Source organism: Patulibacter ginsengiterrae (genome assembly GCF_056269115.1).
Genome location: NZ_JBWDOG010000007.1, coordinates 57491 through 79151, shown reverse-complemented (window position 1 = coordinate 79151; position 21661 = coordinate 57491). Strand labels below are relative to the sequence as shown.

Annotated in this window: 18 protein-coding genes; 9 read left to right on the top strand and 9 right to left on the bottom strand. The window is 73.1% G+C overall.

From position 1 onward, the window contains the following. Positions 1 to 96: 96 nt before the first annotated feature. Positions 97 to 1653 (bottom strand): DEAD/DEAH box helicase, encoded by a 1557-nt coding sequence (locus ACVUH9_RS11805; RefSeq protein ID WP_475757100.1) that lies wholly within the window; start codon positions 1651 to 1653, stop codon positions 97 to 99. A gap of 226 nt (positions 1654 to 1879) precedes the next feature. Next, entirely contained in the window at positions 1880 to 2845 is a 966-nt protein-coding gene (locus ACVUH9_RS11800) for a quinone oxidoreductase family protein (protein WP_475757098.1), read from the bottom strand. A 70-nt stretch (positions 2846 to 2915) separates the two neighbouring features. Between ACVUH9_RS11800 and ACVUH9_RS11795 the strand changes: the two genes are divergently transcribed. From ACVUH9_RS11795 to ACVUH9_RS11770, 6 genes are all read left to right on the top strand, one after another. Then, entirely contained in the window at positions 2916 to 3803 is an 888-nt protein-coding gene (locus ACVUH9_RS11795; protein WP_475757096.1) for a LysR family transcriptional regulator, read from the top strand. Positions 3804 to 4037: 234 nt separating this feature from the next. Continuing rightward, positions 4038 to 5486 (top strand): cytochrome ubiquinol oxidase subunit I, encoded by a 1449-nt coding sequence (locus tag ACVUH9_RS11790; RefSeq protein WP_475757094.1) that lies wholly within the window; start codon positions 4038 to 4040, stop codon positions 5484 to 5486. Positions 5487 to 5501: 15 nt separating this feature from the next. Continuing rightward, complete coding sequence (gene cydB / locus ACVUH9_RS11785; RefSeq protein ID WP_475757092.1) at positions 5502 to 6560, top strand: cytochrome d ubiquinol oxidase subunit II; 1059 nt, start codon at positions 5502 to 5504, stop codon at positions 6558 to 6560. A gap of 7 nt (positions 6561 to 6567) precedes the next feature. Continuing rightward, entirely contained in the window at positions 6568 to 8295 is a 1728-nt protein-coding gene (cydD, locus tag ACVUH9_RS11780) for a thiol reductant ABC exporter subunit CydD (RefSeq protein ID WP_475757090.1), read from the top strand. Then, on the top strand, positions 8292 to 9992 hold the full coding sequence (cydC, locus tag ACVUH9_RS11775) for a thiol reductant ABC exporter subunit CydC (RefSeq protein WP_475757088.1): 1701 nt from the start codon (positions 8292 to 8294) through the stop codon (positions 9990 to 9992). Before cydD ends, cydC begins: the two co-directional genes overlap by 4 nt. A gap of 72 nt (positions 9993 to 10064) precedes the next feature. Beyond that, positions 10065 to 11033 (top strand): PfkB family carbohydrate kinase, encoded by a 969-nt coding sequence (locus ACVUH9_RS11770; RefSeq protein WP_475757086.1) that lies wholly within the window; start codon positions 10065 to 10067, stop codon positions 11031 to 11033. Positions 11034 to 11133: 100 nt separating this feature from the next. On the opposite strand, the gene ACVUH9_RS11765 is transcribed toward ACVUH9_RS11770, so the two are convergent. After that, on the bottom strand, positions 11134 to 12018 hold the full coding sequence (locus tag ACVUH9_RS11765; RefSeq protein ID WP_475757084.1) for a L,D-transpeptidase: 885 nt from the start codon (positions 12016 to 12018) through the stop codon (positions 11134 to 11136). A gap of 141 nt (positions 12019 to 12159) precedes the next feature. Here ACVUH9_RS11765 and dcd point away from each other — a divergent pair, with 141 nt between their 5' ends. Further along, complete coding sequence (gene dcd / locus ACVUH9_RS11760) at positions 12160 to 12741, top strand: dCTP deaminase (RefSeq protein ID WP_475757082.1); 582 nt, start codon at positions 12160 to 12162, stop codon at positions 12739 to 12741. A gap of 86 nt (positions 12742 to 12827) precedes the next feature. Here the strand turns inward: dcd and ACVUH9_RS11755 are convergent, their stop codons facing one another. The 5 genes from ACVUH9_RS11755 to ACVUH9_RS11735 all read right to left on the bottom strand — a co-directional run bounded on the left by ACVUH9_RS11755 (position 12828) and on the right by ACVUH9_RS11735 (position 17608). After that, positions 12828 to 13718 (bottom strand): SDR family oxidoreductase, encoded by an 891-nt coding sequence (locus ACVUH9_RS11755; RefSeq protein WP_475757080.1) that lies wholly within the window; start codon positions 13716 to 13718, stop codon positions 12828 to 12830. A 134-nt stretch (positions 13719 to 13852) separates the two neighbouring features. Further along, the gene (locus ACVUH9_RS11750; RefSeq protein WP_475757078.1) at positions 13853 to 14716 is read right to left on the bottom strand and encodes a MaoC/PaaZ C-terminal domain-containing protein; all 864 of its coding nucleotides are present in this window, start codon (positions 14714 to 14716) and stop codon (positions 13853 to 13855) included. Positions 14717 to 14745: 29 nt separating this feature from the next. Next, entirely contained in the window at positions 14746 to 15180 is a 435-nt protein-coding gene (locus ACVUH9_RS11745) for a type II toxin-antitoxin system Rv0910 family toxin (RefSeq protein WP_475757076.1), read from the bottom strand. 109 nt (positions 15181 to 15289) lie between these two features. Then, positions 15290 to 16483, bottom strand: a complete 1194-nt coding sequence (locus tag ACVUH9_RS11740; protein ID WP_475757074.1) for a lipid-transfer protein — start codon at positions 16481 to 16483, stop codon at positions 15290 to 15292. Between the two features lie 426 nt (positions 16484 to 16909). After that, positions 16910 to 17608, bottom strand: a complete 699-nt coding sequence (locus ACVUH9_RS11735; RefSeq protein ID WP_475757072.1) for a TetR/AcrR family transcriptional regulator — start codon at positions 17606 to 17608, stop codon at positions 16910 to 16912. Between the two features lie 234 nt (positions 17609 to 17842). Here ACVUH9_RS11735 and ACVUH9_RS11730 point away from each other — a divergent pair, with 234 nt between their 5' ends. Then, positions 17843 to 18994 carry an acyl-CoA dehydrogenase family protein gene (locus ACVUH9_RS11730; protein ID WP_475757332.1) on the top strand — a complete coding sequence of 384 codons (1152 nt, stop codon included), beginning with the start codon at positions 17843 to 17845 and terminating at the stop codon, positions 18992 to 18994. A gap of 101 nt (positions 18995 to 19095) precedes the next feature. Then, a complete protein-coding gene (locus ACVUH9_RS11725; RefSeq protein ID WP_475757070.1) occupies positions 19096 to 19740 on the top strand; it encodes a TetR/AcrR family transcriptional regulator in 645 nt (214 codons plus the stop codon). Here the strand turns inward: ACVUH9_RS11725 and ACVUH9_RS11720 are convergent. Continuing rightward, complete coding sequence (locus ACVUH9_RS11720) at positions 19737 to 21395, bottom strand: acyl-CoA synthetase (RefSeq protein WP_475757068.1); 1659 nt, start codon at positions 21393 to 21395, stop codon at positions 19737 to 19739. The two genes, ACVUH9_RS11725 and ACVUH9_RS11720, sit on opposite strands and share 4 nt — an antisense overlap. Between the last annotated feature and the right edge of the window lie 266 nt (positions 21396 to 21661).

Genomic DNA, 21661 nt, shown 5'->3' with positions numbered 1-21661 from the left:
CGACACCGATGCGCTGGTGGGCGCCAACCTGCGGGCGGACGGCGCCCGCCGGGCCGGATGGCCCGGGGCAGGCACGGCCTGCCGGCGGCGACGACCTCAGGCGGGGCGCAGGACCTCGGCGCGCAGCGTGCGCCCCTCGGACCGGTGGCCCTCGATCGCCGCGATCGTGTCGTCGACCCCGGACGCGGGCACCGTGGCGAGCGAGAAGCGGTCGAGCACGCGCACGTCGCGGACGGCCTCGCCGTCGAGGCCGGAGGCGGCGGTGATCGCCTCGACCAGGTCACGGACCTCGAGCCCGTCGGCGCTGCCCGGCACGAGCACGATCCGGATCCCGGCCTCGTCGGCACCGTGGTTGAGCTGCGGCTTGCGCCCACGGCGCGGCTTCTGGCGGCGCGGCTCGCTGCGCGGCTCCTCGGTCGGCTCGGGCGTCGCCGGGGCCGTCGCGTCGACCGACGGGGCCTCGTCCTTCGCGGACGCGGACGCGGCCTCGGAGGCGGCCGTGGCCGCCGTGGCGGCGGCGTGCGCGTCGCCGGTCGGCGTCGTCGCCCCCTTCGCCCACGGGGTCATCGCCATCCCGACGTGCTCTTCGATCGCCTCGCGCTCGCGGGCCTGCTTCGGCTCGACGAACGTGATCGCGCGGCCGGTGGCGCCGGCCCGGCCGGTGCGGCCGATCCGGTGCACGTAGGTGTCGGGCGAGCGCGGCACGTCGTAGTTGACGACGTGGGTGACGGTCGAGATGTCGAGGCCACGGGCGGCGACGTCGGTCGCGACCAGGATCGGCACGCGGCCGCCCTTGAAGGCCAGCATCACGCCGTCGCGCTGCCCCTGCGAGAGATCGCCGTGGAGTGCCCGCACGTTGTTGCCGCGGTCCTTCAGCAGACGGTAGAGCCGGTCCGTGCCGATCTTCGTGCGGCAGAAGACGATCGCCTGGCGCGGCCGCTCGGCGGCGATCACCTCGGCCAGCTTCTCGGGCTTGTCCTTGCTCGCGACCTCGACGAAGAACTGCTCGACGCTGTCGACCGTCAGCGTGTCGGACTTGACCTTGACGTGCTCGGGCTCGTAGAGGTAGTTGTCCGCCAGCTTGCGGATCGGCGGGGCCATCGTGGCCGAGAACAGCGCCGTCTGGCGTCCGTTCGGGGTCCGCCGGAGGATCTTCTCGACGTCCTCGAGGAAGCCGAGGTCGAGCATCTCGTCGGCCTCGTCGAGGACCACGAACCGGCAGGAGCCGAGCTGGAGCGCGCCGCGGTCGATCAGGTCGAGCACGCGACCGACGGTGCCGACGACGACGTGGGCGCCGGACCGCAGGCGCGAGATCTGCTCCCGGATCGGCGCGCCGCCGAAGGTCGCCACGACCTCGACGTCCTTGCGGACGCCGAACGAGCGGATCGCCTGGGTGACCTGGATGCAGAGCTCGCGGGTCGGCGTCAGGACCAGCGCCTGGGTGTCCGGGTTGCTCGTGTCGACGTACTCGACGATCGGCACGCCGAAGGCGGCGGTCTTGCCGGAACCGGTCTGAGCCTGGCCGATCACGTCACGGCCGTCGAGCATCGGCGGCATGCCCTGCGCCTGGATCGGGCTGGGCTTCTCGTACCCGATGTCCCGCAGCGCCTGGAGGACGGGTTCGGACAGGCGGAGGTCGGCGAACGCGGTCATCACGTGGGGACTCTAGACGGGCGGCGACCGGAAGACCGAGCGGCCCGCGACCGGGACCCGGCCGGGCGGGTCCCAGCGGGTGCGACCGACGCGGAGAACCGTTCACCGGCAACGCTCCTCCGCATCAGCCGGCCCGCGGCGTGCTGCCGATGCAGATCGCCGTTCGCGGGCAACGCCAATCCGCATCAGCCCTCCCAAGCTGCGCGTCCCGCCACGCCGCCCAACCTCAGACGTCGAGCACGAGCTTGCCGCTGGTGCGCCGCTCGACCAGGGCCTGGTGCGCGGCGGCGGCCTCGGCCAGTGGCCAACGTCCCCCGACCACCACGCGGACCTCCCCGCGAACCGCGCGCGAGAAGAGGTCCTCCAACGGCGCCCGGAAGCGACGCTCGGGATCGTCGAGGGTGTGGAACAGCCAGAACCCGATCACCGAGCGCGAGTTCCGCAGCAGGTGACCGGTGCGGACCTCGTTCTGCTGCTTGCTGGCGATCCCGCAGACGACGATCCGCCCGAACGGGGCCAGCGCCCGCAGCGAGGCGTCGAAGACCGGGCCGCCGGACATGTCGATCACGACGTCGACCGGGCGTCCCTCGTTGGCGGCCAGCAGCCGCTCGGTCAGGTCGTCCGCGCCCGAGTCGATCGCGATGTCGGCGCCGAGCTCCAGCGCCAGCTCGCGCTTCTCCTCGCTCGAGGCGGTCGCGATCACCCGCCCCGCCCCCATCGGCCGCGCGAGCTGGGTGGCCAGCGAGCCGGTGCCGCCGGCGGCGCTGTGGACGACGACGGCCTCGCCGCCCTCCAGCCGGCCGCAGGTCCGGTGCAGGTGCCAGGCGGTCAGGCCCTGGACGAGCAGCCCGAGCGCCTGCTCGTCGGGCAGCGCGTCGGGGATCGGGACGCAGAGCCCCTCCGGGACGACCGCGTACTCGGCGTAGGCCCCGCCGCCGCGGGTCAGGGCGACGACGCGCTCGCCGGTGTCCTCGCGGATCCCGACGACCTCCTGGCCGGGAACCAAGGGCAGCTGCGCCGCCTGGACGTACTTGTTCTCGCGGGTATGGGTGTCGGCGAAGTTGACCCCGACCGAGCGCACCCGCACGCGCACCTCTCCGGGACCGGGCTCCGGGCGCGGGACCTCCTCCCAGCGCAGGACGTCCGGCCCTCCGAACTCGTGTTGGCGGATCGCACGCATCGTCTGGGACATGGCGACGGCGAGGCTAGCGGCTGGGTCACCGCAGGCGTGACCACCGGTGCCACGCGCTACCGTCCGCCCGGTGCCCCCCGCCGCGCCGATCCGGTCCCCGGACCTCGCCGAGCTGCGCGCGCTGACCGCGGCCGCCCGCCACGGCAGCATCGGTGCGGCCGCGCGCGAGCTGGGCGTCTCGCAGCCCGCCCTCAGCAAGCGGCTGCGGCAGCTGGAGACCGTCGTCGGCCTGCGCCTGCTCGACCGCTCCCCGCGCGGCGTGGTCCCGACCGACGCCGGCCGCCAGCTGCTCTACTCGGCCCAGCGGGTGCTCGACGAGCTCGCCGACCTCGACCGGACCGTGTTCCAGCTGCGGGGCCGTCCGCGTCCGCTGCGGCTGGCCGCCAGCGCCGCCGTCGCCGAGTCGCTGCTGCCCTCGCTGCTGACCGCCTTCCACCGCCAGCCGGGCGGCGACCCGGTCGAGCTGATCGTGTGCAACTCGACGCTCGTGCGCGAGCTGGTCGACTCGGGCCGGGCCGACGTCGGGATCGCCGGATCGGCGCCCGGCGAGGACATCGACAGCTACGTCCTCGCCGAGGACGAGCTGGTCGTCGCCGTCCCCGCCGGCCACCCCTGGGAGCAGCTCGAAGCGATCCCGCTCGCCGAGCTGGCCGCCACCCCGTTGATCCTCCGCGATCCCGGATCGAACCAGCGCCAGGTGCTCGAGGCGCTGGTCGCCCGGATGGGGCTCGAGCTGACGCCGCCGCGGATCGAGGTCAGCTCGACCAGCGCCGCGCTCGAGGCGAGCGCCGACACCGGGGTCCCCGCCCTGGTCTCCCGGCTCTCGCTCCCGCCCGACGCCGGGGTCCCGCTGCGCCCCGCGACCGACCCGCGACTGTCGCGACGGTTCGTCGTACTGGTATCCGCCACGCATGCCTCGGCCGCCGTCGACCGGCTTGTAGACGCCCTCCACACCTGAGTCGGGTGTGTCGGCAGGCACACTAAAGCCATAACGAGGAGGCATGGGGTGAGACGGTTTCTCGCCCTACCGACCTTTTGGATCCCGTCGTACTCTTCGGCGGTCGGACCGGTTCCGATTCCGTCGCGGCTCCCTCTTCCCTCACCCTCCCGCGGCGGGCCGATGTGTCTTCCTGTAGCCCTGCCCTGAGGCCACCCGGCCCCGGGGTACGATGCGTTCCGCTGGTGGCCCCTGATGGATCTTCTCGACCTCGCCCGTTGGCAATTCGCCTTCACCACCGTCTTCCACTTCATCTTCGTCCCGCTGACGATCGGCCTCTCCGGCTACGTCGCGATGATGCAGACGAAATGGGTCCGTACAGGCGACGAGCACTACCTACGGATGACGAAGTTCTGGGGCAAGCTGCTCCTGGTCAACTTCGCGATCGGGATCGCCACCGGCCTGGTCCAGGAATTCCAGTTCGGCATGGCTTGGTCGGCCTACAGCCGCTACGTCGGTGACGTCTTCGGCGCCCCGCTGGCGATGGAGGGGCTGGCCGCCTTCTTCCTCGAGTCGACCTTCCTCGGGATCTGGATCTTCGGCTGGGACAAGCTGCCCAAGAAGCTCCACCTGACCTCGATCTGGCTGGTCTTCATCGGCACCAACCTCTCGGCCTACTTCATCCTCGCCGCCAACGCCTGGATGCAGCACCCGGTCGGCTACGAGATCGACCCCGAGACCGGCAACGCCGTCCTGACCTCGATCTGGGCGCTGCTGACCAACAGCACCGCGCTCTTCGCCTACGCCCACACGATTCCGGCCGCGATCGTCACCGCCTCCGCGCTGATCATCGGCATCTCGGTCTGGCACCTCGGCCGCAAGCCGGGTCACGAGACGGCGTTCTTCCGCAGCTCCGCCGTCTGGGGTCTGCGTGGCCTGCTCGTCTCCGCCCTCGTGACCGTGGTCGTCGGCCACTTCTTCGGGCAGCTGATGGGCAGGCAGCAGCCGATGAAGATGGCCGCCGCCGAGGCGCTCTACGAGAGCCGCGACGGGGCGCCGCTGTCGCTGATGGCGCTCGCACCGTTCGAGAAGAAGCCGAAGCGGCTGTCGTTCTCGCTCGAGATCCCGAAGCTCTACAGCTTCATGGACACCAACCACTTCAACGGTCACGTGGAGGGGATCAACGACATCCAGGCCGCGGAGCAGAAGCGCTACGCGCAGTACGAGATCGACCACGGACGGGACCCGGCCAAGGCCGAGTACTACCCGATCATCGGGCTGACCTACTGGACCTTCCGGCTGATGGTCGGGATCGGGCTGTTCCTCGCCGCGTTCGCCGCGCTCGGGCTGCTGATCGAGCGCCGAGCCCGCGGGGGCCTGGTCGAGATGGCCAAACGACCGTGGTTCCGCTGCCTCGCGCTCGGAGGCCTGATCAGCGGCTTCGTCGCGCAGTCCGCGGGCTGGATCTTCACCGAGCAGGGCCGCCAGCCCTGGGCCGTCACCGGCCTGCTGAAGACCGAGGACGCGATCTCCCAGCTGGGCACGTCGACCGTGGCGATCTCGCTCGGGGTCTTCATCGCCCTCTACTGCCTGATCGGAGCGATCGAGTTCTGGCTGTTCCGCCGTCTGGCGATCGCGGGCCCGGACCCGGAGCCCGACCCGGACGCGCCCGACAGCGCACCCACCCCTTCCCTCGCCTACTGAGCCCGGAGCACCATCATGGATCTGCCGACCGTCTGGTTCCTCCTGATCGCCTTCTTCTGGGCGGGCTACCTCGTCCTCGAGGGGTTCGACTTCGGGGTGGGCATGCTGATGCCGTTCGTCACCAAGGACGCGGGTGAGCGCAAGCAAGCGATTCGCACCTTCGGTCCCGTCTGGGACGCCAACGAGGTCTGGCTGATCGTCGCCGGCGCCTCGATGTTCGCCGCCTTCCCCAACTGGTACGCATCGATGTTCAGCGCGATGTACCTGCCGCTGCTGTTGCTGCTGGTCGCGCTGATCGTGCGTGTGCTGGCGATCGAGTACCGCGGCAAGCACGACAGCGGACGCTGGGTCGCGACCTGCGACCGGGTCCTGATCGTCTCGTCGTTCGTCGCTCCGGCGGCCGTCGCGATCGCCCTCTCCAACGTCGTGCGCGGCATCCCGCTGAACGCCGAGAACAACTACACGGGCAACCTGCTGGACCTGCTCAACCCCTACGCGCTGACCGGTGGGGCGGCCGTGCTCGCGCTCTTCGCGTTGCACGGCGCGAGCTTCCTCGGCCTGCGCGCGATCGGCCCGGTCCGTGACCGCGCGCGGCGCGCCGCCATGTACGTCTGGGGCCCGGCCACGCTGCTGGCCGCCGGCTTCGGCGTCTGGAGCCTGCTCGGGGCGGGTGGGTTCGATTCGCCGGTGTCGCCGCTGGCCGTCGCCGCGCTCGTGATCGCTGCCGGCGCCCTGGTCGTCTGCGGCTGGGCCGTGATGACCGAGCGCGAGGCGATCGCCTTCGGCGCGACGACCGTGACCATCCTCGGCGTCGCCGTGCTGATGTTCGCCCAGCTCTGGCCGAACGTGCTGCCGTCGACCGACGACCCCGCCGGCACGCTGTCGATCACCGCCGCGGCCTCGTCGGCCTACACGCTCAAGGTGATGTCGTTCGTCGCCCTGCTCATGCTGCCGGTGATCCTCATGTACCAGGCCTGGAGCTACTGGGTCTTCCGTCACCGCGTGGCCCCCGAGGGCTTCGAGACCACGTCGTCCCCGCTCGAGGCGCTGCGTCAGCGCGCCGCCGAGGACTAGCGCGCGCGTGGGTCCGCCCCGCCGCGAACTGCTCGACGCCGTCCCCGGTCTGCGCGCCCAGCTGCGGCGCGCGGTCGGGCTCGGCGTCGCGGAGACCGCCGCCACCATCGCCCAGGCCCTGCTCCTGGCCCACGCGATCGCGATCGGCGTCAGCGAGCGCGACGATCCGATCGCGCCGACGCTGATCGCGCTCGTCGTCTCCGTCCTGCTGCGGGCCGGCTTCGCCGCCTGGAGCGAGACCTCCGGTCGCGCGGCCGGCCGCCACGCGGTCGCCGTGCTGCGCGAGCGGGCGGTCGGCCTCGCCCTCCGGCGGGCCGCCGCCACCAGCGGCGGCCGGCGGCCGGGCGAGCTGGCGATCAGCTGGGTCCACGGGGCCGACGCCGTCGCCACCTACGCCGGGCGCTATCTGCCGGCGTCGGTCGTGTCGGCCGTCGCGCCGGTGCTGGTGCTGATCGCGGTCGCCTTCGTCGATCCGCTGAGCGCCGGCCTGCTGGCCTTCTCGGTGCCGATCGTGATCCTCTTCCTGATCCTCGTCGGCCAGTCCGCGCAGGCCGCCGCCGAGCACCGCCACGCGAGCATGACCCTGCTCGGCGGGCACCTGCTCGACGTGCTCCGTGGCCTGCCGGTGCTGCGGGCCTGGGACCGCGAGCAGGCCCAGGCCGCGCAGGTCCTGCGGGCCGGCGAGCACTACCGGGAGGGGACGATGGCGACCCTCCGCCAGGCGTTCCTGTCCGGCCTCGTGCTCGAGTTCATGGCGATGCTCGGGACCGCCCTGGTCGCGGTCGCCTGCGGGATCCGGCTGGCCGGTGGCCACATGGAGTTCGCGCCCGCGATCGCCGCGCTGGTGCTCGCGCCCGAGGTCTTCCTCCCCCTGCGCAGGCTCGGGGCCGAGTTCCACGCCTCGGCCGACGCCGAGCCGCTGCTGCAGGAGCTGGCCGCGGCGGCCAGCGACGCCGCGGACGGGCGCGCAGCCGGCGACGGCGCGGCGGGCGACGATCGCGATGTGTTCTCCACCTCCACGGTGGACAACGCATCGCGAAGCGCGCCCGCGGCCCACGCCGCGACCCCCGACCCCGCTACCGCGGGGCTCCGCCTCGACCGGCTCGTGGTCCGCCACGGCGACCGCCTGAACCCGGCCCTCGACGAGCTCTCGGTGACGATCCTGGCCGGCGCGACCGCGCTGCTGATCGGCCCGTCCGGCTCGGGCAAGACCACGCTCCTGCGGCTGTTGCTCGGCCTTCGGAGCCCGGACGGCGGGACCGTCCGCTGCGGTGACGTCGCGCTCGCCGACGTCGACCTGGCCCGCTGGCACGAGCAGATCGCGTGGATCCCCCAGCACCCGGTGCTGCTGCCGGCGACGCTGCGCGACAACGTCCGCTTCGGGCGCGACGCCAGCGACGAGGCGATCCACGCCGCGCTCGCCGAGGTCGGCCTCGGGCCGCTGACGGCGACGCTCGCCGACGGGCTCGACGCGCCGCTCGGCGACGGCGGACTGCCGCTGTCGGCCGGGGAGCGGCGGCGGCTGGCGGTCGCCCGCGCGCTGCTGCGCGACCCGCGGCTGGTGCTGATCGACGAGCCGACGGCGAACCTCGACCGGATCACCGCCGAGCAGCTGACCGACGTGCTCGGACGGCTGGTCGAGGGGCGAACCGCCGTGATCGCCACCCACGACGAGCTGCCGCGGCGGCTGGCCGACCTGACCATCGACCTACAGGCGAGGGCGATATCCCGATGATCGCGCTGATCCGCCGCGCCCTCCGGCTGGCGACCCCGTCCGAACGGCGACAGCTGCTGCTGGCCGCCGCGCTCGGCGTGCTCGGCGGGGCCGCGGGCACCGCCTTGCTGGCGATGTCCGGCTACCTGATCGCGCGCGCCTCCCAGCAGCCGCCGGTGCTCTCGCTGACGGTCGCGATCGTCGGCGTCCGCGGCTTCGGCGTGCTGCGCGCCGCCGCCCGCTACGCCGAGCGCCTGGTCGGCCACGACACCGCGCTCGGGATCCTGGCGCGGCTGCGGGCCTCGACCTTCGCCGCCGTCGCCGCGGGCGGGGCCGACCAGCGGCTGCTGCTGCCGACCGGCGCGTCGGACGACGCCCAGCTGGCCGGGACCGAGACCGCCGACCGGCTGGTCGCCGACGTCGACCGCGTCCAGGACGCGTACCTGCGCTCGCTCTCGCCGCTCGCGGTCGCGACCGTGATCGGGGCCGGCGCGCTGCTCGCCGCCGCGCTGGTCCTGCCGGTCGCCGCCGCGGTCCTGGCCGGGGTCCTGCTCGCCGGGGCGGTGCTCCTGCCGGTCTACGCGACCCGTGCCGCCCGCGGCGCGGCGCGGCAGCGGGCACCGCGGCGCGCCGCGGTCGTCCGCGAGATCGCCACCGCGCTCGACGCCGCCCCCGAGCTGCTCGTGGCCGGGATGGCCGAGGACCAGATCGCCCGCGTCCACGCCGCCGGTGCCGCGCTCGACCGCGTCGACCGCCGCGAGGGCCGGGCGACCGCGCTGGTCGGGGCCGCCGCGACGGCGGTCGGTGGACTCGGGTCGGCGGCGGTGCTCGCCGTCGCGCTGCCGGCGGCCAGCTCCGGCAGCCTCGATCCGGTGCTGGTCGGGATGCTCGCGCTGCTGGTGCTCGGCGTCGGCGAGACGATCGCCGTCCTGCCGAACGCCGCCCGCGAGCTCGAGGGCACCGGCGACGCCGTCCGTCGCGTGACCGAGCTGCTCGACACGGCACCGGCGGTGACCGTGACTGATCCCGCCCCGGCCGTCCCGCTCGACTCGGCCGCCGTCCGACTGCGGAACGTCACCGTTCGGCGCGGCCCGCGGACGATCCTGCGCGATGTCGACGTCGAGATCGGCGACGGCGATCGGGTCGCGCTGGTCGGCCCGAGCGGCGCCGGCAAGAGCACCCTCGGCGAGCTGCTGGTCCGCTTCCTCCCGACCGCCGACGTCGACGGCGAGCGGACGATCGGCGACCGCCCGCTCGACGAGGTCGACGTCCACCGGCTGCGCGCGACCGTGCTCCACGTCCCCCAGGACCCGTACCTGTTCGACGCCGATCTGCGCGCGAACCTGCTGCTCGCCCGGCCCGACGCGAGCGACGCGGAGCTGATCGCCGCGATCGAGACCGTCGGCGGCGCCGCCTGGCTGGCCGGGCTCCGTGACGGCCTCGACACGCCGCTGGGCGAACGCGGCGGCCACCTCTCCGGCGGTGAGCGGCAGCGGGTCGGGCTCGCGCGCGTCGCGCTCTCCCGCCGCCACCGGCTGCTGCTGCTCGACGAGCCGGTCAGTCACCTGCCGCCGGCCGACGGGGTCGCCGCGCTGCAGGCGCTGCTCGACGCCGATCCCGAGCGGGGCGCGCTGCTGATCGCCCACCGCCCGGAGGAGGCCGAGCTGATGCCCCGCCGGCTCGAGCTGCGGGCCGACGGCGGCCTCCAGCCGGCCTGATCGTCGGCGGCACCGCCCCGAACGCACCCCACCTCCACGACTCCGCGGAATCATTCATCTAGGGTCTCCGGAATGACCGTTACCGTCGTTGGCTCCATCGCGTTCGATGGAGTCGAAGCTCCGTCCGGCAAGCGTGACCGCATCCATGGTGGCGCGGCCTTCCACTTCGCGCAGGCGGCGTCGTTCTACACCGACGTGCGCGTCGTCGGCCCGGTCGGCGACGACTACTCCGACGACGACATCGCGCTGCTCGCCACCCGCGGCACCAACACCGACGACGTCGAGCGGGTCGCCGGCGGCAAGACCTTCTTCTGGAAGGGCAAGTACCACGACGACCTCAACTCGCGGGACACGATCACCACCGAGCTGAACGTCTTCGAGACCTTCGAGCCGAAGCTCTCGGCCGAGAGCCAGGCCGCCGACGTCCTGTTCCTCGCCAACATCGTGCCGGCCCTCCAGCGCGCCGTCCGGGCCCAGTGCCAGGCCGCCAAGTGGGTCGCGCTCGACTCGATGGACCTCTGGATCGACATCGCCCGCGAGGACCTCGTCGCGGTGATCGGCGAGGTCGACTGCCTGATCCTCAACGACAGCGAGCTGGCTCAGCTGACCGGCGCCCCGACGACCTACGCCGCCGCCCAGGCGATCTTCGCGTGGGAGAAGGCGGGTGGGCGGGCTCCCTCTTCCATCATCGCCAAGCAGGGCAGCTACGGCGCGCAGGTCTACACCAACGACGGCGGCGGCTTCACGGTCCCGGTCTTCCCGCTCGACGCGGTCGTCGACCCGACCGGCGCCGGTGACACGTTCGCCGGCGGCGTCGTCGGCTACGTCGCCGCCCGTCTCGCCGCCGAGCCGGACCTGGTCGTCGACCGCGACGTGCTCGCCGCCGCGCTGATCCACGGGACCGCGACCGCCTCGCACAACGTCGAGGCCTTCGGCGCCGAGAAGCTCTACACGCTGCCGGCCAGCGCGGTCCAGGAGCGTGTCGACCGGCTCGTCGAGCTGACCCGCGTGCCCGACACCCAGGTCGCCCTGCGGGCCTAGCCCAGCAGCGGGGAGACCCGGCACTGATGCGGGTTGGCGTTCCCGGCGAACGCCAACCCGCATCGGCTCGCCGGACCCCGCAGGATCGGCCGCCCCGCGCTCAGCGGTGGAGGTCGACCGGCGTGCCCGGCGGCAGCTCGCGCGCCAGGTACGAGACCTGGGCGTTGGCGATCCGGACGCAGCCGTGCGACCGCGCGCTGCCCAGCGGGTCCCGGTAGCTCGCCCCCGCCCGGCCGTGGATCGCGACCCGCCCGGGGCCGCCGCCGTAGTTCTCGAGCACGTTCGAGTGCGCGGTCAGGGCCAGCGCCCAGGGCCCGAGGAAGGCGCGCGGATTCGGCTGGCGGTTGCGCTCGTAGATCGCCGCGAGCGTGTGCGGCGTCGGCGTCGACGGCGCCCCCACCACCGCCCGGAAGCGGTGAGTCCGGCGGCCGTCGCGGTAGACCGTCACCCGCCGCTTGGCGGTCGCGACGTCGACCCAGTACGGGGTCCGCGAGAGCAGCACGCGGTCACGCGGGACCCAGCCGCTGCCTCCGTTCGGCCGGTCTCCGAGCAGCAGCCGGACCCACTGCTGCCCGGCGTGGGTCGCCGAGTCGAGGACGAGCAGCGTCTGCGCCTGGTGCGACCAGGCGGTCTGCGTCCCGACCCGGGTCGTCCCGCTCGCGCTCGCGAGCCGCCGTCGGGCGGGTCCGGCGGCGACGATCAGGGCGACCGTCGCGCCGCCGCTGCGCGAGGGCTTGGCGACCGGCCACGGCTCGTCGTCGGTCGCGGCCGGCGGCGTTCCGGGCTCGGCGTCCGACCCAGCCGCGGCCGGGTCGTCGCTCGGCGCGAGCCCACGCGCGTCGGCCCGCACCGCCCCCGGGCCGGGGGCGGTGGTCGCGGCCGAGGCCACCGAGGCCGCCCCGCCCGTCGTCAGCAGCGAGGCAGCGAGCAGGACGAGCAGCGATCGACGGCGGCTCGAGGGCGGTTGTGGCGTGGGTTCAGGCATATGGTCACCGTGGGGCCGGCCGTAACGGGCCGGCCCACCGTGCTGAGCAGGCTAGCCCGTCACCCCTCCGACCCGGGCCGCCGGAACCACCGCGAGCACGCCCGCGGCGGCTCCGGGGGACAACCAACTAGGCTTCGGCCCATGCCCGCGCTGTCCGACGTCGCGATCCGCCAGCTGGTCGCGGACGACCGCATCCGGATCACCCCCTGGGACGACTCGATGGTCCAGCCCGCCTCGGTCGACCTTCGACTGGGCCGGTCGTTCCGGGTCTTCCACAACCACCGCGTCACCTCGATCGACCTGGCCTGCCCGCCGGACAACCTGACCGAGGAGGTCCGGGTCGAGGACGACGAGCCGTTCGTGATCCACCCCGGCGAGTTCGCCCTCGGCCGGACGGAGGAGTGGGTCGAGCTGCCGGACGACGTCGTAGCCCGGATCGAGGGCAAGAGCTCACTCGGCCGGCTCGGCCTGATCGTGCACGCGACCGCCGGCTTCTGCGATCCCGGCTGGAAGGGGACGCTGACCCTCGAGCTGGCCAACCTGACCCGGGTCCCGATCCTGCTGCGGCCGGGTCTGCCGATCGCCCAGCTGTCGTTCATGACCCTCGACCAGCCCGCCGAGCGCCCGTACGGCCACCCGGAGCTGGGCAGCCACTACCACGGGCAGGTCGAGGCGACCGCCAGCCGCTACGAGGGCGGTCCCGCCCGCGTCCAGACCGACTGACCGTCGCCCGCCGGCGGGATCCGGGCGACTCGCGGTCGCCCGGTCCGCGTCCCGCTCGCGCGCGACCGAGGGTCGCCGCGCAGCGGTCAGCCGGCGACCGCCTGGGCCGCCGGCAGCCGCTGGGCGATGTCGTCGATCGTCCAGCGGCCGTCGGTCTCGATCTCCCCGACCGGCCGCCAGCCGGCGAGCTCCTGGATCGAGCCGCCCTGGACCGCGAAGACCTTGCCGGTCACCGGGCAGGCCTTGGTCGCGAGGTACGCCACCAGCGGCGAGATGTTCGCCGGGGCGAACAGGTCGACCTCGCCCTCCTCGACCTCCTGGGCGAAGATCGCGCCCATGCCCGGCGTGGCGAGCGTCAGGCGCGTGCGGGCGATCGGCGCGATCGCGTTGACCCGGACCCCGTAGCGCTCGAGCTCCTCGGCCGCGACCAGCGTCATCGCGGCGATCCCGGCCTTGGCCGCGCCGTAGTTGGCCTGCCCGGCGTTGGGCAGCGTCACGCCCGAGGCCGAGGCCGTGTTGATCACCGAGGCGCGGGGCTGCTCGCCCGCCTTCGCCTGGCCCTTCCAGTACGCGGCCGCGTGGCGCAGGACCGCGAAGTGCCCCTTCAGGTGGACGTGGATCACCGCGTCCCACTCGGCCTCCTCCATGCTCGCGACGAAGCCGTCGCGCAGGATCCCGGCGTTGTTGGCCACGACGTCGAGGCCGCCGAACGCGTCGATCGCCTGCTCGACCAGGGCCTTCGCCCCGTCCCAGCTGGCGATGTCGTCGACGTTGGCGACGGCCGAGCCGCCGGCGGCGACGATCTCGTTGACGACCTCCTGCGCCGGCCCGGCGTCCGCGCCGCTGCCGTCGTTGGCGCCGCCGAGGTCGTTGACGACGACGCTCGCGCCCTCGCCGGCGAACAGCAGCGCGTGCTCACGGCCGATCCCGCGTCCTCCCCCGGTGATGACCGCGACGCGGCCCTCGAGTGCTCCCATGTTCCGTCCTCCTGTTGCGATTGGTGTGCCGTGGCCCAGGGGTCACGGAGGGCGCCGTCGCTCGCGGGTGCCGGCCGCGGGCGGGAACGGCGCAGCCGTCCCGCGAGGCGACGCCCCGCGGGACCGCCGGATCGTCAGTCGGCGATCTCGGCGAGGCCGTCGCGGATCACCGCGTCGTCGCCGACCGTCGTCTCGAACCCGTAGCGGGTGACCTCGTCGGCCCCGCCCGCGTTCCAGGCGCGGGTGCGCAGCTCCTGGCCGGGCAGGACCGGCTTGGAGAAGCGGACGGCCAGCCGCCGCAGCCGTCCGACGTCGGAGTCGGCCAGCTCGGTCAGGACCGCCCACGACGTGAAGGCCATCGTGCAGAGGCCGTGGGCGATGATCCCGGGCAGGCCCGAGTCCCGGGCGACCTCCTCGTCGAGGTGGATCGGCATCGGATCGCCGGCGGCCGGCCCGTAGCGGAAGGTCTGGTCGTCGTCGACGCGCTGGACCACCTCGGCCGCCGGATCGCCGGCCCGCAGACCCTCGTCGAGGCGGTGTCCCGGCGACAGCTCCCCGACCACCGATCCGGCGTCGAAGCCGCGGACGAAGAAGGTCACGTACTGCTCGTTGACCAGCTCGCCGGCCTCGTCCCTCGTCTCGAGGTAGACCGCCGCCCGGGTCCCGTTCGGCAGCCCCTCCCAGCCGATCATCTTCGCGCGTGAGACGAGCCGGTCGCCCGGGCGGATCGGGCGGTGGAAGCGGAAGTCCTGCTCGCCGTGGAGGACCTTCCCCAGCAGCGGGAGCGGGACGACCTCGAGCGCCGGCTCCAGCAGCGACTCGAAGACCGGCACGATCGCGAAGACCGGGCTCGCCACCTCCCCGGCCCGGTGCGCCGGGATCGGGTCGTTGGTGGCCTCGGCGTAGGCGATCAGCCGCTCGCGGGTGACGGCGAACCGCGACTCGTCGGTCCAGGTCCCCAACCCGCCGGCGTCGAACTGCAGCGTCTCGGTCGACATCTCCGGTCTCCGTCTCGTCGCCGCGCCGCTCAGGCGACGAGCGCCGAGAGCTTCTCCAGCGACTCGTCGAGGTTCTTCTTGCCGTCCTTCTCGACCGCCTTGCCGAGTGCGCCGGCGATCATCGCGCCCTCGAACTCGGCCTCGATCGTGGCCGTCGAACCGCCGTTGCCGTCGGAGGCGACCGCGAAGCCGAAGCTGACCTTGACCCCGGCCATGCCCTCGCCGGAGATCGAGAAGCTCGACGGCGCGTCGTACTCGTCGACGGTCCAGGTGATCGTGTTCGGCATCCCGAGCATCGTCACGACCTCGGCGGCCCGCGCGCCCTTGGAGAAGCTCTCCGGGACGTCGCCCTTCCACTTGGTGTGGATGGTCAGCCACTGCTCGTAGGTGCTCGGGGTCGAGATCGCCGCCCAGATCGTGTCGGGCGTGGCGGGGATGTCGACGGTGGCGTTGATCTTGCCCATGCTGGTCTCCTCGTGGATGTCGCGTGTCGGGGTGCTGCACGCCCGCGGCGGTGCCGTCGAGCGTGGGGAAGGCGGGGACCGGACGGCGGCCGTCCGGGTCGCGGTCGGGCTAGCGCTCGGCCCGCTGGTAGGCGGTCACGACGGCCGCGCCGCCGAGCCCGATGTTGTGCTGGAGCGCGGCCTCGACGCCGTCGACCTGGCGCTTGTCGGCGGTGCCGCGCAGCTGCCAGGTCAGCTCGGCGCACTGGGCGAGCCCGGTCGCCCCGAGCGGATGGCCCTTGGAGATCAGGCCGCCGGAGGGGTTGACGACCCACTGGCCGCCGTAGGTGGTCGCCCCGGCGTCGATCAGGTTGCCGCCTTCCCCCTCGCCGCAGAGGCCGAGGGCCTCGTAGGTGATCAGCTCGTTGGCCGAGAAGCAGTCGTGCAGCTCGATCACCTGGAAGTCCTCCGGGCCGAGCTCGGCCTCCGCGTAGACCGCCTGCGCGGCCTGGCGGCTCATGTCGAAGCCGACGATGTTCTTCGCGCTGCCGTCGAACGTGCTCCGGAAGTCGGTCGTCATCGCCTGGCCGACGATCTCGACCGCCTGGCCGCCGAGCCCGTGCTCGTCGACGAACCGCTCGCTGGCGAGGATCGCCGCCCCGGAGCCGTCGGAGGTCGGCGAGCACTGGAGCTTGGTCAGCGGCTCGTAGATCGGCTTCGCGTCGAGGATCTGCTGGAGCGTGTACTCCTCCTGGAACTGCGCGTAGGGGTTGTTGACCGAGTGGCGGTGGTTCTTCTCGCCGATCCGGGCGAACTGCTCCGCGGTCGAGCCGTACTCCTGCATGTGCTCGCGGCCGGCGGCCCCGAACATCCACGGCGCCGGCGGGAAGCGGACCTCGGAGATCTCCGCCAACGCGTTCATGTGGTTGGCCATCGGCTGCTCGCGGTCGGTGAACGTCGCCCCGAGCGAGCCGGGCTGCATCTTCTCGAAGCCGAGCGCGAGCGCGCAGTCGACCGTCCCGCTGCGGACGGCCTGGGCGGCGAGGAACAGCGCGGTCGAGCCGGTCGAGCAGTTGTTGTTGACGTTGACGACCGGGATCCCGGTCATGCCCAGCTCGTAGACCGCCCGCTGCCCGGCGGTCGACTCGCCGTAGACGTAGCCGACGTAGGCCTGCTCGACCGCGTCGTAGGCGACGCCCGCGTCCTCGAGCGCCTTGGTGCCCGACTCCTTCGCCATCTGCGGGTAGTCCCAGCCCTCGCGACGGCCGGGCTTCTCGAACTTCGTCATCCCGACACCGACGACGTAGACCTTGCTCTTGGACACCGTTCCCGCTCCTTGTCGTTCCGCGCTCCGACGATCGGGGCGCAAACAACCAGACCAGCTGGCTTGTATTTAATATACAGACCTGCCGGTTCTTTTCTAGGGCGTGGGCGTCGCGCCGGGGGGGGGCCAGCGGGGCGAGGCGGGCGGGACGGCGGCGCGCCCGCAAGCGCGGGCCCCTGGGGTCACGAAGCGTCGCCCGAAGCGGCCTGGGGTCATCTTGCGTCGCTATCCGACGCGAAATGACGCCAGACCTCGGACCCGACGCTTCCTGACTCCGGAAGCGGCCCGCTGATCGCCCTCTGGAGTCCGAAGGCGTCACAAGACCCGCGCCCCGGCCAACCCGCCCGCGCAAGCCCTTGCCACCACGCGACCCCGCCGACCCCTTGCGCCACCCCTACCCGAGGAGCCCACCTCCGAGGGCGCCGACTAGACCTCCCCGACGAGCGCCTCGAGCAGCGGCCGGTAGAGCGGCCAGCGGTCCGGCCTTGCCCCACCCTCGCGCGGCTCGAACGCCTGCGTGAGCGCGAGCCCGCGGACCGTGCTGATGCAGAGGTCGAGCTTCGCCATCAGCGCCGCGTCCCGGGCCCGCTCGCCGCCGAGCTCGGCGATCGTCTCCCGGATCATCCGCCGCAGCCGGCGCTCCAGCGGCACCAGCCGCTCGTGCAGCTCGGGATCGTCGGCGGCCGCGACCCAGATCTTGATGCCGGCGCGGAAGAGGTCGCTGGAGTAGTCGGTCCAGACCACGTCGAGCAGCTCACCGACCGAGAAGCCGACGTCGCCCATCCGCGCGACCTGGCCGGCCATCGCCCGCACGCGCTCGTTGGCGAGGTGCTCGTAGGCCTCGACGATCAGGTCGAGGCGGTGCGGGAAGTGGTGGGTCTGGGCCCCGCGCGAGACGCCGGCGACCTCGGCCACGTAGCGACTCGTCGTGCCGACGTAGCCGACCTCGACCAGGCTCCGGATGGTCGCGTCGAGCAGCTTGCCGCGGGTCTCGGCCCGCCGCTCCTCCTGGGTCCGCCGCGCACCGCCGTCGACCACCCCACCCCCGACCGCCCGCCGAACCGCCTTCTGCGCGACCTTCCCCGCCTGCCCGGCCGCCCGCGGGAGCGAGCCCGACGGGCTCAAGCCCCCGCTCCGGAATCGACACGCGCAGCTCGGCTCAGCATCCCGCCCAGCGTACCGCATGAAAAAAACCGTCAGGTTGGTATCTTTGTTGCCGATTCGGCGGAGCGCCGAGCCCGTCGCCGACGGCAGCTCGGCCCGCCACCAAGGAGCCCTACGGACATGAGCAGCACGCTGAACCCCGGCGCCGCGGGCGCCACCGCCCCGTCGATCTCCCGCGACAGCGAGGCCTGGAAGATGGTCGGCGGCAGCGCCCCGCGGCCGATCTTCGACGAGGACCACCAGGCCTTCCGGGAGAGCGCACGTCGCTTCCTCGAGAACGAGATCGCTCCCCACGAGCCGCGCTGGGAGGAGCAGCGGATCGTCGACCGCGAGGCTTACCTGAAGGCCGGCGCGAACGGCTTCCTCGGCCTCGCCGTGCCCGAGGAGTACGGCGGCGCCGGAATCGACGACTTCCGCTTCAACGCGGTCTTCGGCGAGGAGACCGTGCGCGCCAACGCGGTCGGCTTCGGCGCCGGGGCGATGCTCCACAACGACGTCGTGCTGCCCTACCTGATCTCGTTCTGCAACGAGGAGCAGAAGCAGCGCTGGCTGCCGGGGACCGTCTCCGGCGAGATCATCCTCGCCGTCGCGATGACCGAGCCCGGGACCGGCTCCGACCTCCAGGCGATCGCGACCACCGCCGTCCGCGACGGCGACCACTACGTCGTCAACGGCGCCAAGACCTTCATCACCAACGGCATCAACTCCGACCTCGTCGTGACCGCGGTCAAGACCGAGGGCGGGCTCAGCCTGCTGGGGATCGAGCGCGGCACCCCCGGCTTCGAACGCGGACGCAAGCTCGAGAAGCTCGGGATGCACAGCCAGGACACCGCCGAGCTGTTCTTCAACGACGCCCGGGTGCCGGTCGAGAACCTGATCGGGGACGAGGGCATGGCCTTCTCGTACCTGATCCAGAAGCTCGCCCAGGAGCGGCTGACGCTGACCCTCAACGCGATCGCCGGGGCCGAGGCGGCGCTCGGGATGACGATCGACTACGTCCGCGAGCGCAAGGCGTTCGGCCGTTCGATCGGGCAGTTCCAGAACACCCGCTTCAAGCTCGCCGAGCTGAAGACCGAGGCCCACATCGGCCGCCTGTTCGCCGACTGGTCGCTGGCCCAGCACGTCGAGGGCAAGCTCTCGATCGAGCACGCCGCGATGGGCAAGTACTGGTCCACCGACCTGCTCTGCAAGGTCGCCGACGAGGGCGTCCAGCTGCACGGCGGCTACGGCTACATGACCGAGTACCCGATCGCCAAGGTCTACGCCGACGCGCGGATCACCAAGATCTTCGCCGGCACCAACGAGATCATGAAGGAGATCATCGGCCGCGGGATGAACCTCGGCTGAGACCGGGATCCAGCCGAGGCAGGAGGCGGGTGGCCGGCGTCGCGTCGGCCGCCCGGGACGGGACGCTCGCCGGGACCGGGCCGCGGCTATCGTCCTACGCCATGCCCGAGGCTCCCCGCCGCCGCACCCAGGAGGAGCGCCGCACGACGACCCGAGCCGCGCTGCTCGACGCGACGGTCGACTGCCTGATCGAGCACGGCTACGCCGGGACGACGACGATCCGGATCGTCGAGCGTGCCGGCGTCTCCCGCGGGGCTCAGGTCCACCACTACCCGACCCGCGCGCGGCTGGTGGCGGCGGCGATCGAGCACCTCGCCGACCGCCGGATCGCCGAGGCCCGGCTGGAGCTGGTCCGCCCGGCCGAGGCGCCGCTCCCCGTCCCCGAGCTGCTCGACCGGCTCTGGGAGCTGCACGACAGCCCGATGTTCGCCGCCGCGCTCGAGCTGTGGGTCGCGGCGCGGACCGACGCCGAGCTGCGCGAGCACCTGGTCGCGGTCGAGCGGACCGTCACCCACGCGATCGTCGACCTGACCCGCGAGGTGATGGTCCCGCGGTCGAGCGCCGCCCCGACCCCGGCCGCCGCCGACGTCGTCAACGTCGTCCTGTCGACGATGCGCGGGCTGGCCCTGATCACCCTCACGACCGGCGTCGACCGGCCCGCCGTCGCCCGCCACTGGCTGCACACCCGGGCGGTGCTCGAGCGGCTGATGGAGGACGGGCCGACTCCGGCGGCCGACGCCGGCTAGCCCTCGACCTCCTGGAGCTTGCGCTTGAGGACCTTGCCGGTCGGGTTGCGCGGCAGCTCGTCGAGGAACAGCACGTCGCGCGGGACCTTGAACCGGGCGAGGTGCTCGCGGGCGTAGGTGCGGACGTCCTCGACGTCGAGCGACGAGCCCGGGCGACGGACCACGAACGCCCGCAGGCGCTGGCCGAACTCCTCGTCGTCGACGCCGATCACGGCGACCTCGGCGACCTCGGCGTGGCCGACCAGCAGCTCCTCGACCTCGCCCGGGAAGAGGTTCTCCCCGCCCGAGATGATCATGTCGTCGTCGCGACCGTCGATCGTCAGCAGCCCGTGCTCGTCGAGGTGGCCGACGTCGCCGGACGACATCAGGCCGTCGATCAGCTCCTTGGTGCCACCCCCCGTGTAGCCGGCGAACGGCATCGCGTTGCCGACGAAGACCCGGCCGGTCGTCCCCTGCGGGACCGGGCGGCCCTCGTCGTCGAGGATCCGGATCCGCGACCCGCGCACGACCGGCCCGACTGCGTCCGGCGCCATCCGCACGTGCTCGGGGGTGGCGATCGTGGCGATCGCGACCTCGGTCGAGCCGTAGAGGTTGTAGACGACCTCGCCGAGCGTGTCCTGCGTCCGGGTCGCCAGCGTCCCGCCGAGCTGTGAGCCGGCGACGAAGACGATCCGCAGCGACGAGAGGTCGCGGACGCGGCCGGCCTTGTCGTGTGCGTCGAGCACCCGGCGGAGCATCACGGGCACCACGATCAGCGCGGTCACCCCGTGGCGCTCGATGTCCTCGGTCACCTGGGCGGCGTCGAACCGGCGGCGCATCACCTGCGTCGTCCCGAGCCCGACCGCGATCAGCACGTGCAGCAGACCGAGCGCGTGGAAGGCCGGCGTCGAGACCATCGTCGTCTCGTTCGCCCGCAGCGGCACCCGCTCGAGCAGCCCACCGAACGGCGAGAGCGACCGCGGCTGCTCGCGGACCGCGCCCTTCGGCGTCCCGGTCGTGCCGCTGGTCAGGATGATCAGCGACGCGTGGCGGCCGGGAGCCGGGGGCGGCGACGGATCGCTGCCGGCGACCAGGCCGTCGAGGGTGTCGGCCGCGCCGCGCTCGGACTCCGCGTCGACCCAGGCCCGGAAGCGGCCGAGCGGGGCGTCGACCTGGGCCACGATCGGCCCGAACTCGTCGTCGTGGACGAACAGCCGCACGCCCTCGCGCTCGGCGACCTCCTTCAGCTGCGGACCCGAGAACTCGGTGTTGAGGAGGATCGCGCGGGTGCCGGTCTTCGCGCAGGCGAACATCGTCTCGACGAAGCCGGCGTGGTTGCGCATCATCAGCCCGACCCCGTCGCCGGGACGCAGGCCGCGGGCGCGCCAGCCGTTGGCCAGCGCGTTGGCGCGGCGGTCGAGCTCGGCGAAGGTCGTCGGCCCGCGGTCGTCGAACACGGCGACCCGGTCGGGCGTCCGCAGGACCGGGAACGAGAAGACCGCGCCGAGCGGCCCGAGCGCGCGGTACTGCTTGAGCGCGGCCAGGAGCACCGCTGGCCGGTCCGCCTGCAGCAACCCGGCGCGGCGGCAGGCGGCGATGAAGACCGCCTCGTCCACGACGAGGCGGCCTATCGCCGCTGATCGACCGGTTACCGAGCGCACCACGCGAGTCAACATGGCAAAACCCTACCCCGGGAAGGATTGCGGCGATCGACCGCCTCACCCGACCCGCGGGAGGCCGTACGCGCCGCGGACGGAATCGGCTCCGATTCGCGTCGTAGAGCGCGAATCCGCGCGCTGCCGAGACCGCCGGCAGCCGGCCCCGGGCAGCCGGTGGGCGGTGTCCGCGGTCGCCGTACGCGACTCCCGCCCGAGCGGTCCGGGTCTGACGGGCGAGCCCGGGAATTACCCCGTCGCAACGAGCAACAGGCAACGAACTCGTA

Excerpts from the sequence above, each read along its gene's own strand:
- ACVUH9_RS11720 (WP_475757068.1), bottom strand. The coding sequence starts at position 21,395 with ATGTTGACTCGCGTGGTGCGCTCGGTAACCGGTCGATCAGCGGCGATA.
- cydB (WP_475757092.1), top strand. The coding sequence starts at position 5,502 with ATGGATCTGCCGACCGTCTGGTTCCTCCTGATCGCCTTCTTCTGGGCG.
- ACVUH9_RS11750 (WP_475757078.1), bottom strand. The coding sequence starts at position 14,716 with ATGTCGACCGAGACGCTGCAGTTCGACGCCGGCGGGTTGGGGACCTGG.
- ACVUH9_RS11765 (WP_475757084.1), bottom strand. The coding sequence starts at position 12,018 with ATGCCTGAACCCACGCCACAACCGCCCTCGAGCCGCCGTCGATCGCTG.
- ACVUH9_RS11805 (WP_475757100.1), bottom strand. The coding sequence starts at position 1,653 with ATGACCGCGTTCGCCGACCTCCGCCTGTCCGAACCCGTCCTCCAGGCG.
- ACVUH9_RS11745 (WP_475757076.1), bottom strand. The coding sequence starts at position 15,180 with ATGGGCAAGATCAACGCCACCGTCGACATCCCCGCCACGCCCGACACG.
- ACVUH9_RS11800 (WP_475757098.1), bottom strand. The coding sequence starts at position 2,845 with ATGTCCCAGACGATGCGTGCGATCCGCCAACACGAGTTCGGAGGGCCG.
- ACVUH9_RS11755 (WP_475757080.1), bottom strand. The coding sequence starts at position 13,718 with ATGGGAGCACTCGAGGGCCGCGTCGCGGTCATCACCGGGGGAGGACGC.
- ACVUH9_RS11730 (WP_475757332.1), top strand. The coding sequence starts at position 17,843 with ATGGTCGGCGGCAGCGCCCCGCGGCCGATCTTCGACGAGGACCACCAG.
- cydC (WP_475757088.1), top strand. The coding sequence starts at position 8,292 with ATGATCGCGCTGATCCGCCGCGCCCTCCGGCTGGCGACCCCGTCCGAA.
- ACVUH9_RS11770 (WP_475757086.1), top strand. The coding sequence starts at position 10,065 with ATGACCGTTACCGTCGTTGGCTCCATCGCGTTCGATGGAGTCGAAGCT.
- ACVUH9_RS11725 (WP_475757070.1), top strand. The coding sequence starts at position 19,096 with ATGCCCGAGGCTCCCCGCCGCCGCACCCAGGAGGAGCGCCGCACGACG.
- dcd (WP_475757082.1), top strand. The coding sequence starts at position 12,160 with ATGCCCGCGCTGTCCGACGTCGCGATCCGCCAGCTGGTCGCGGACGAC.
- ACVUH9_RS11790 (WP_475757094.1), top strand. The coding sequence starts at position 4,038 with ATGGATCTTCTCGACCTCGCCCGTTGGCAATTCGCCTTCACCACCGTC.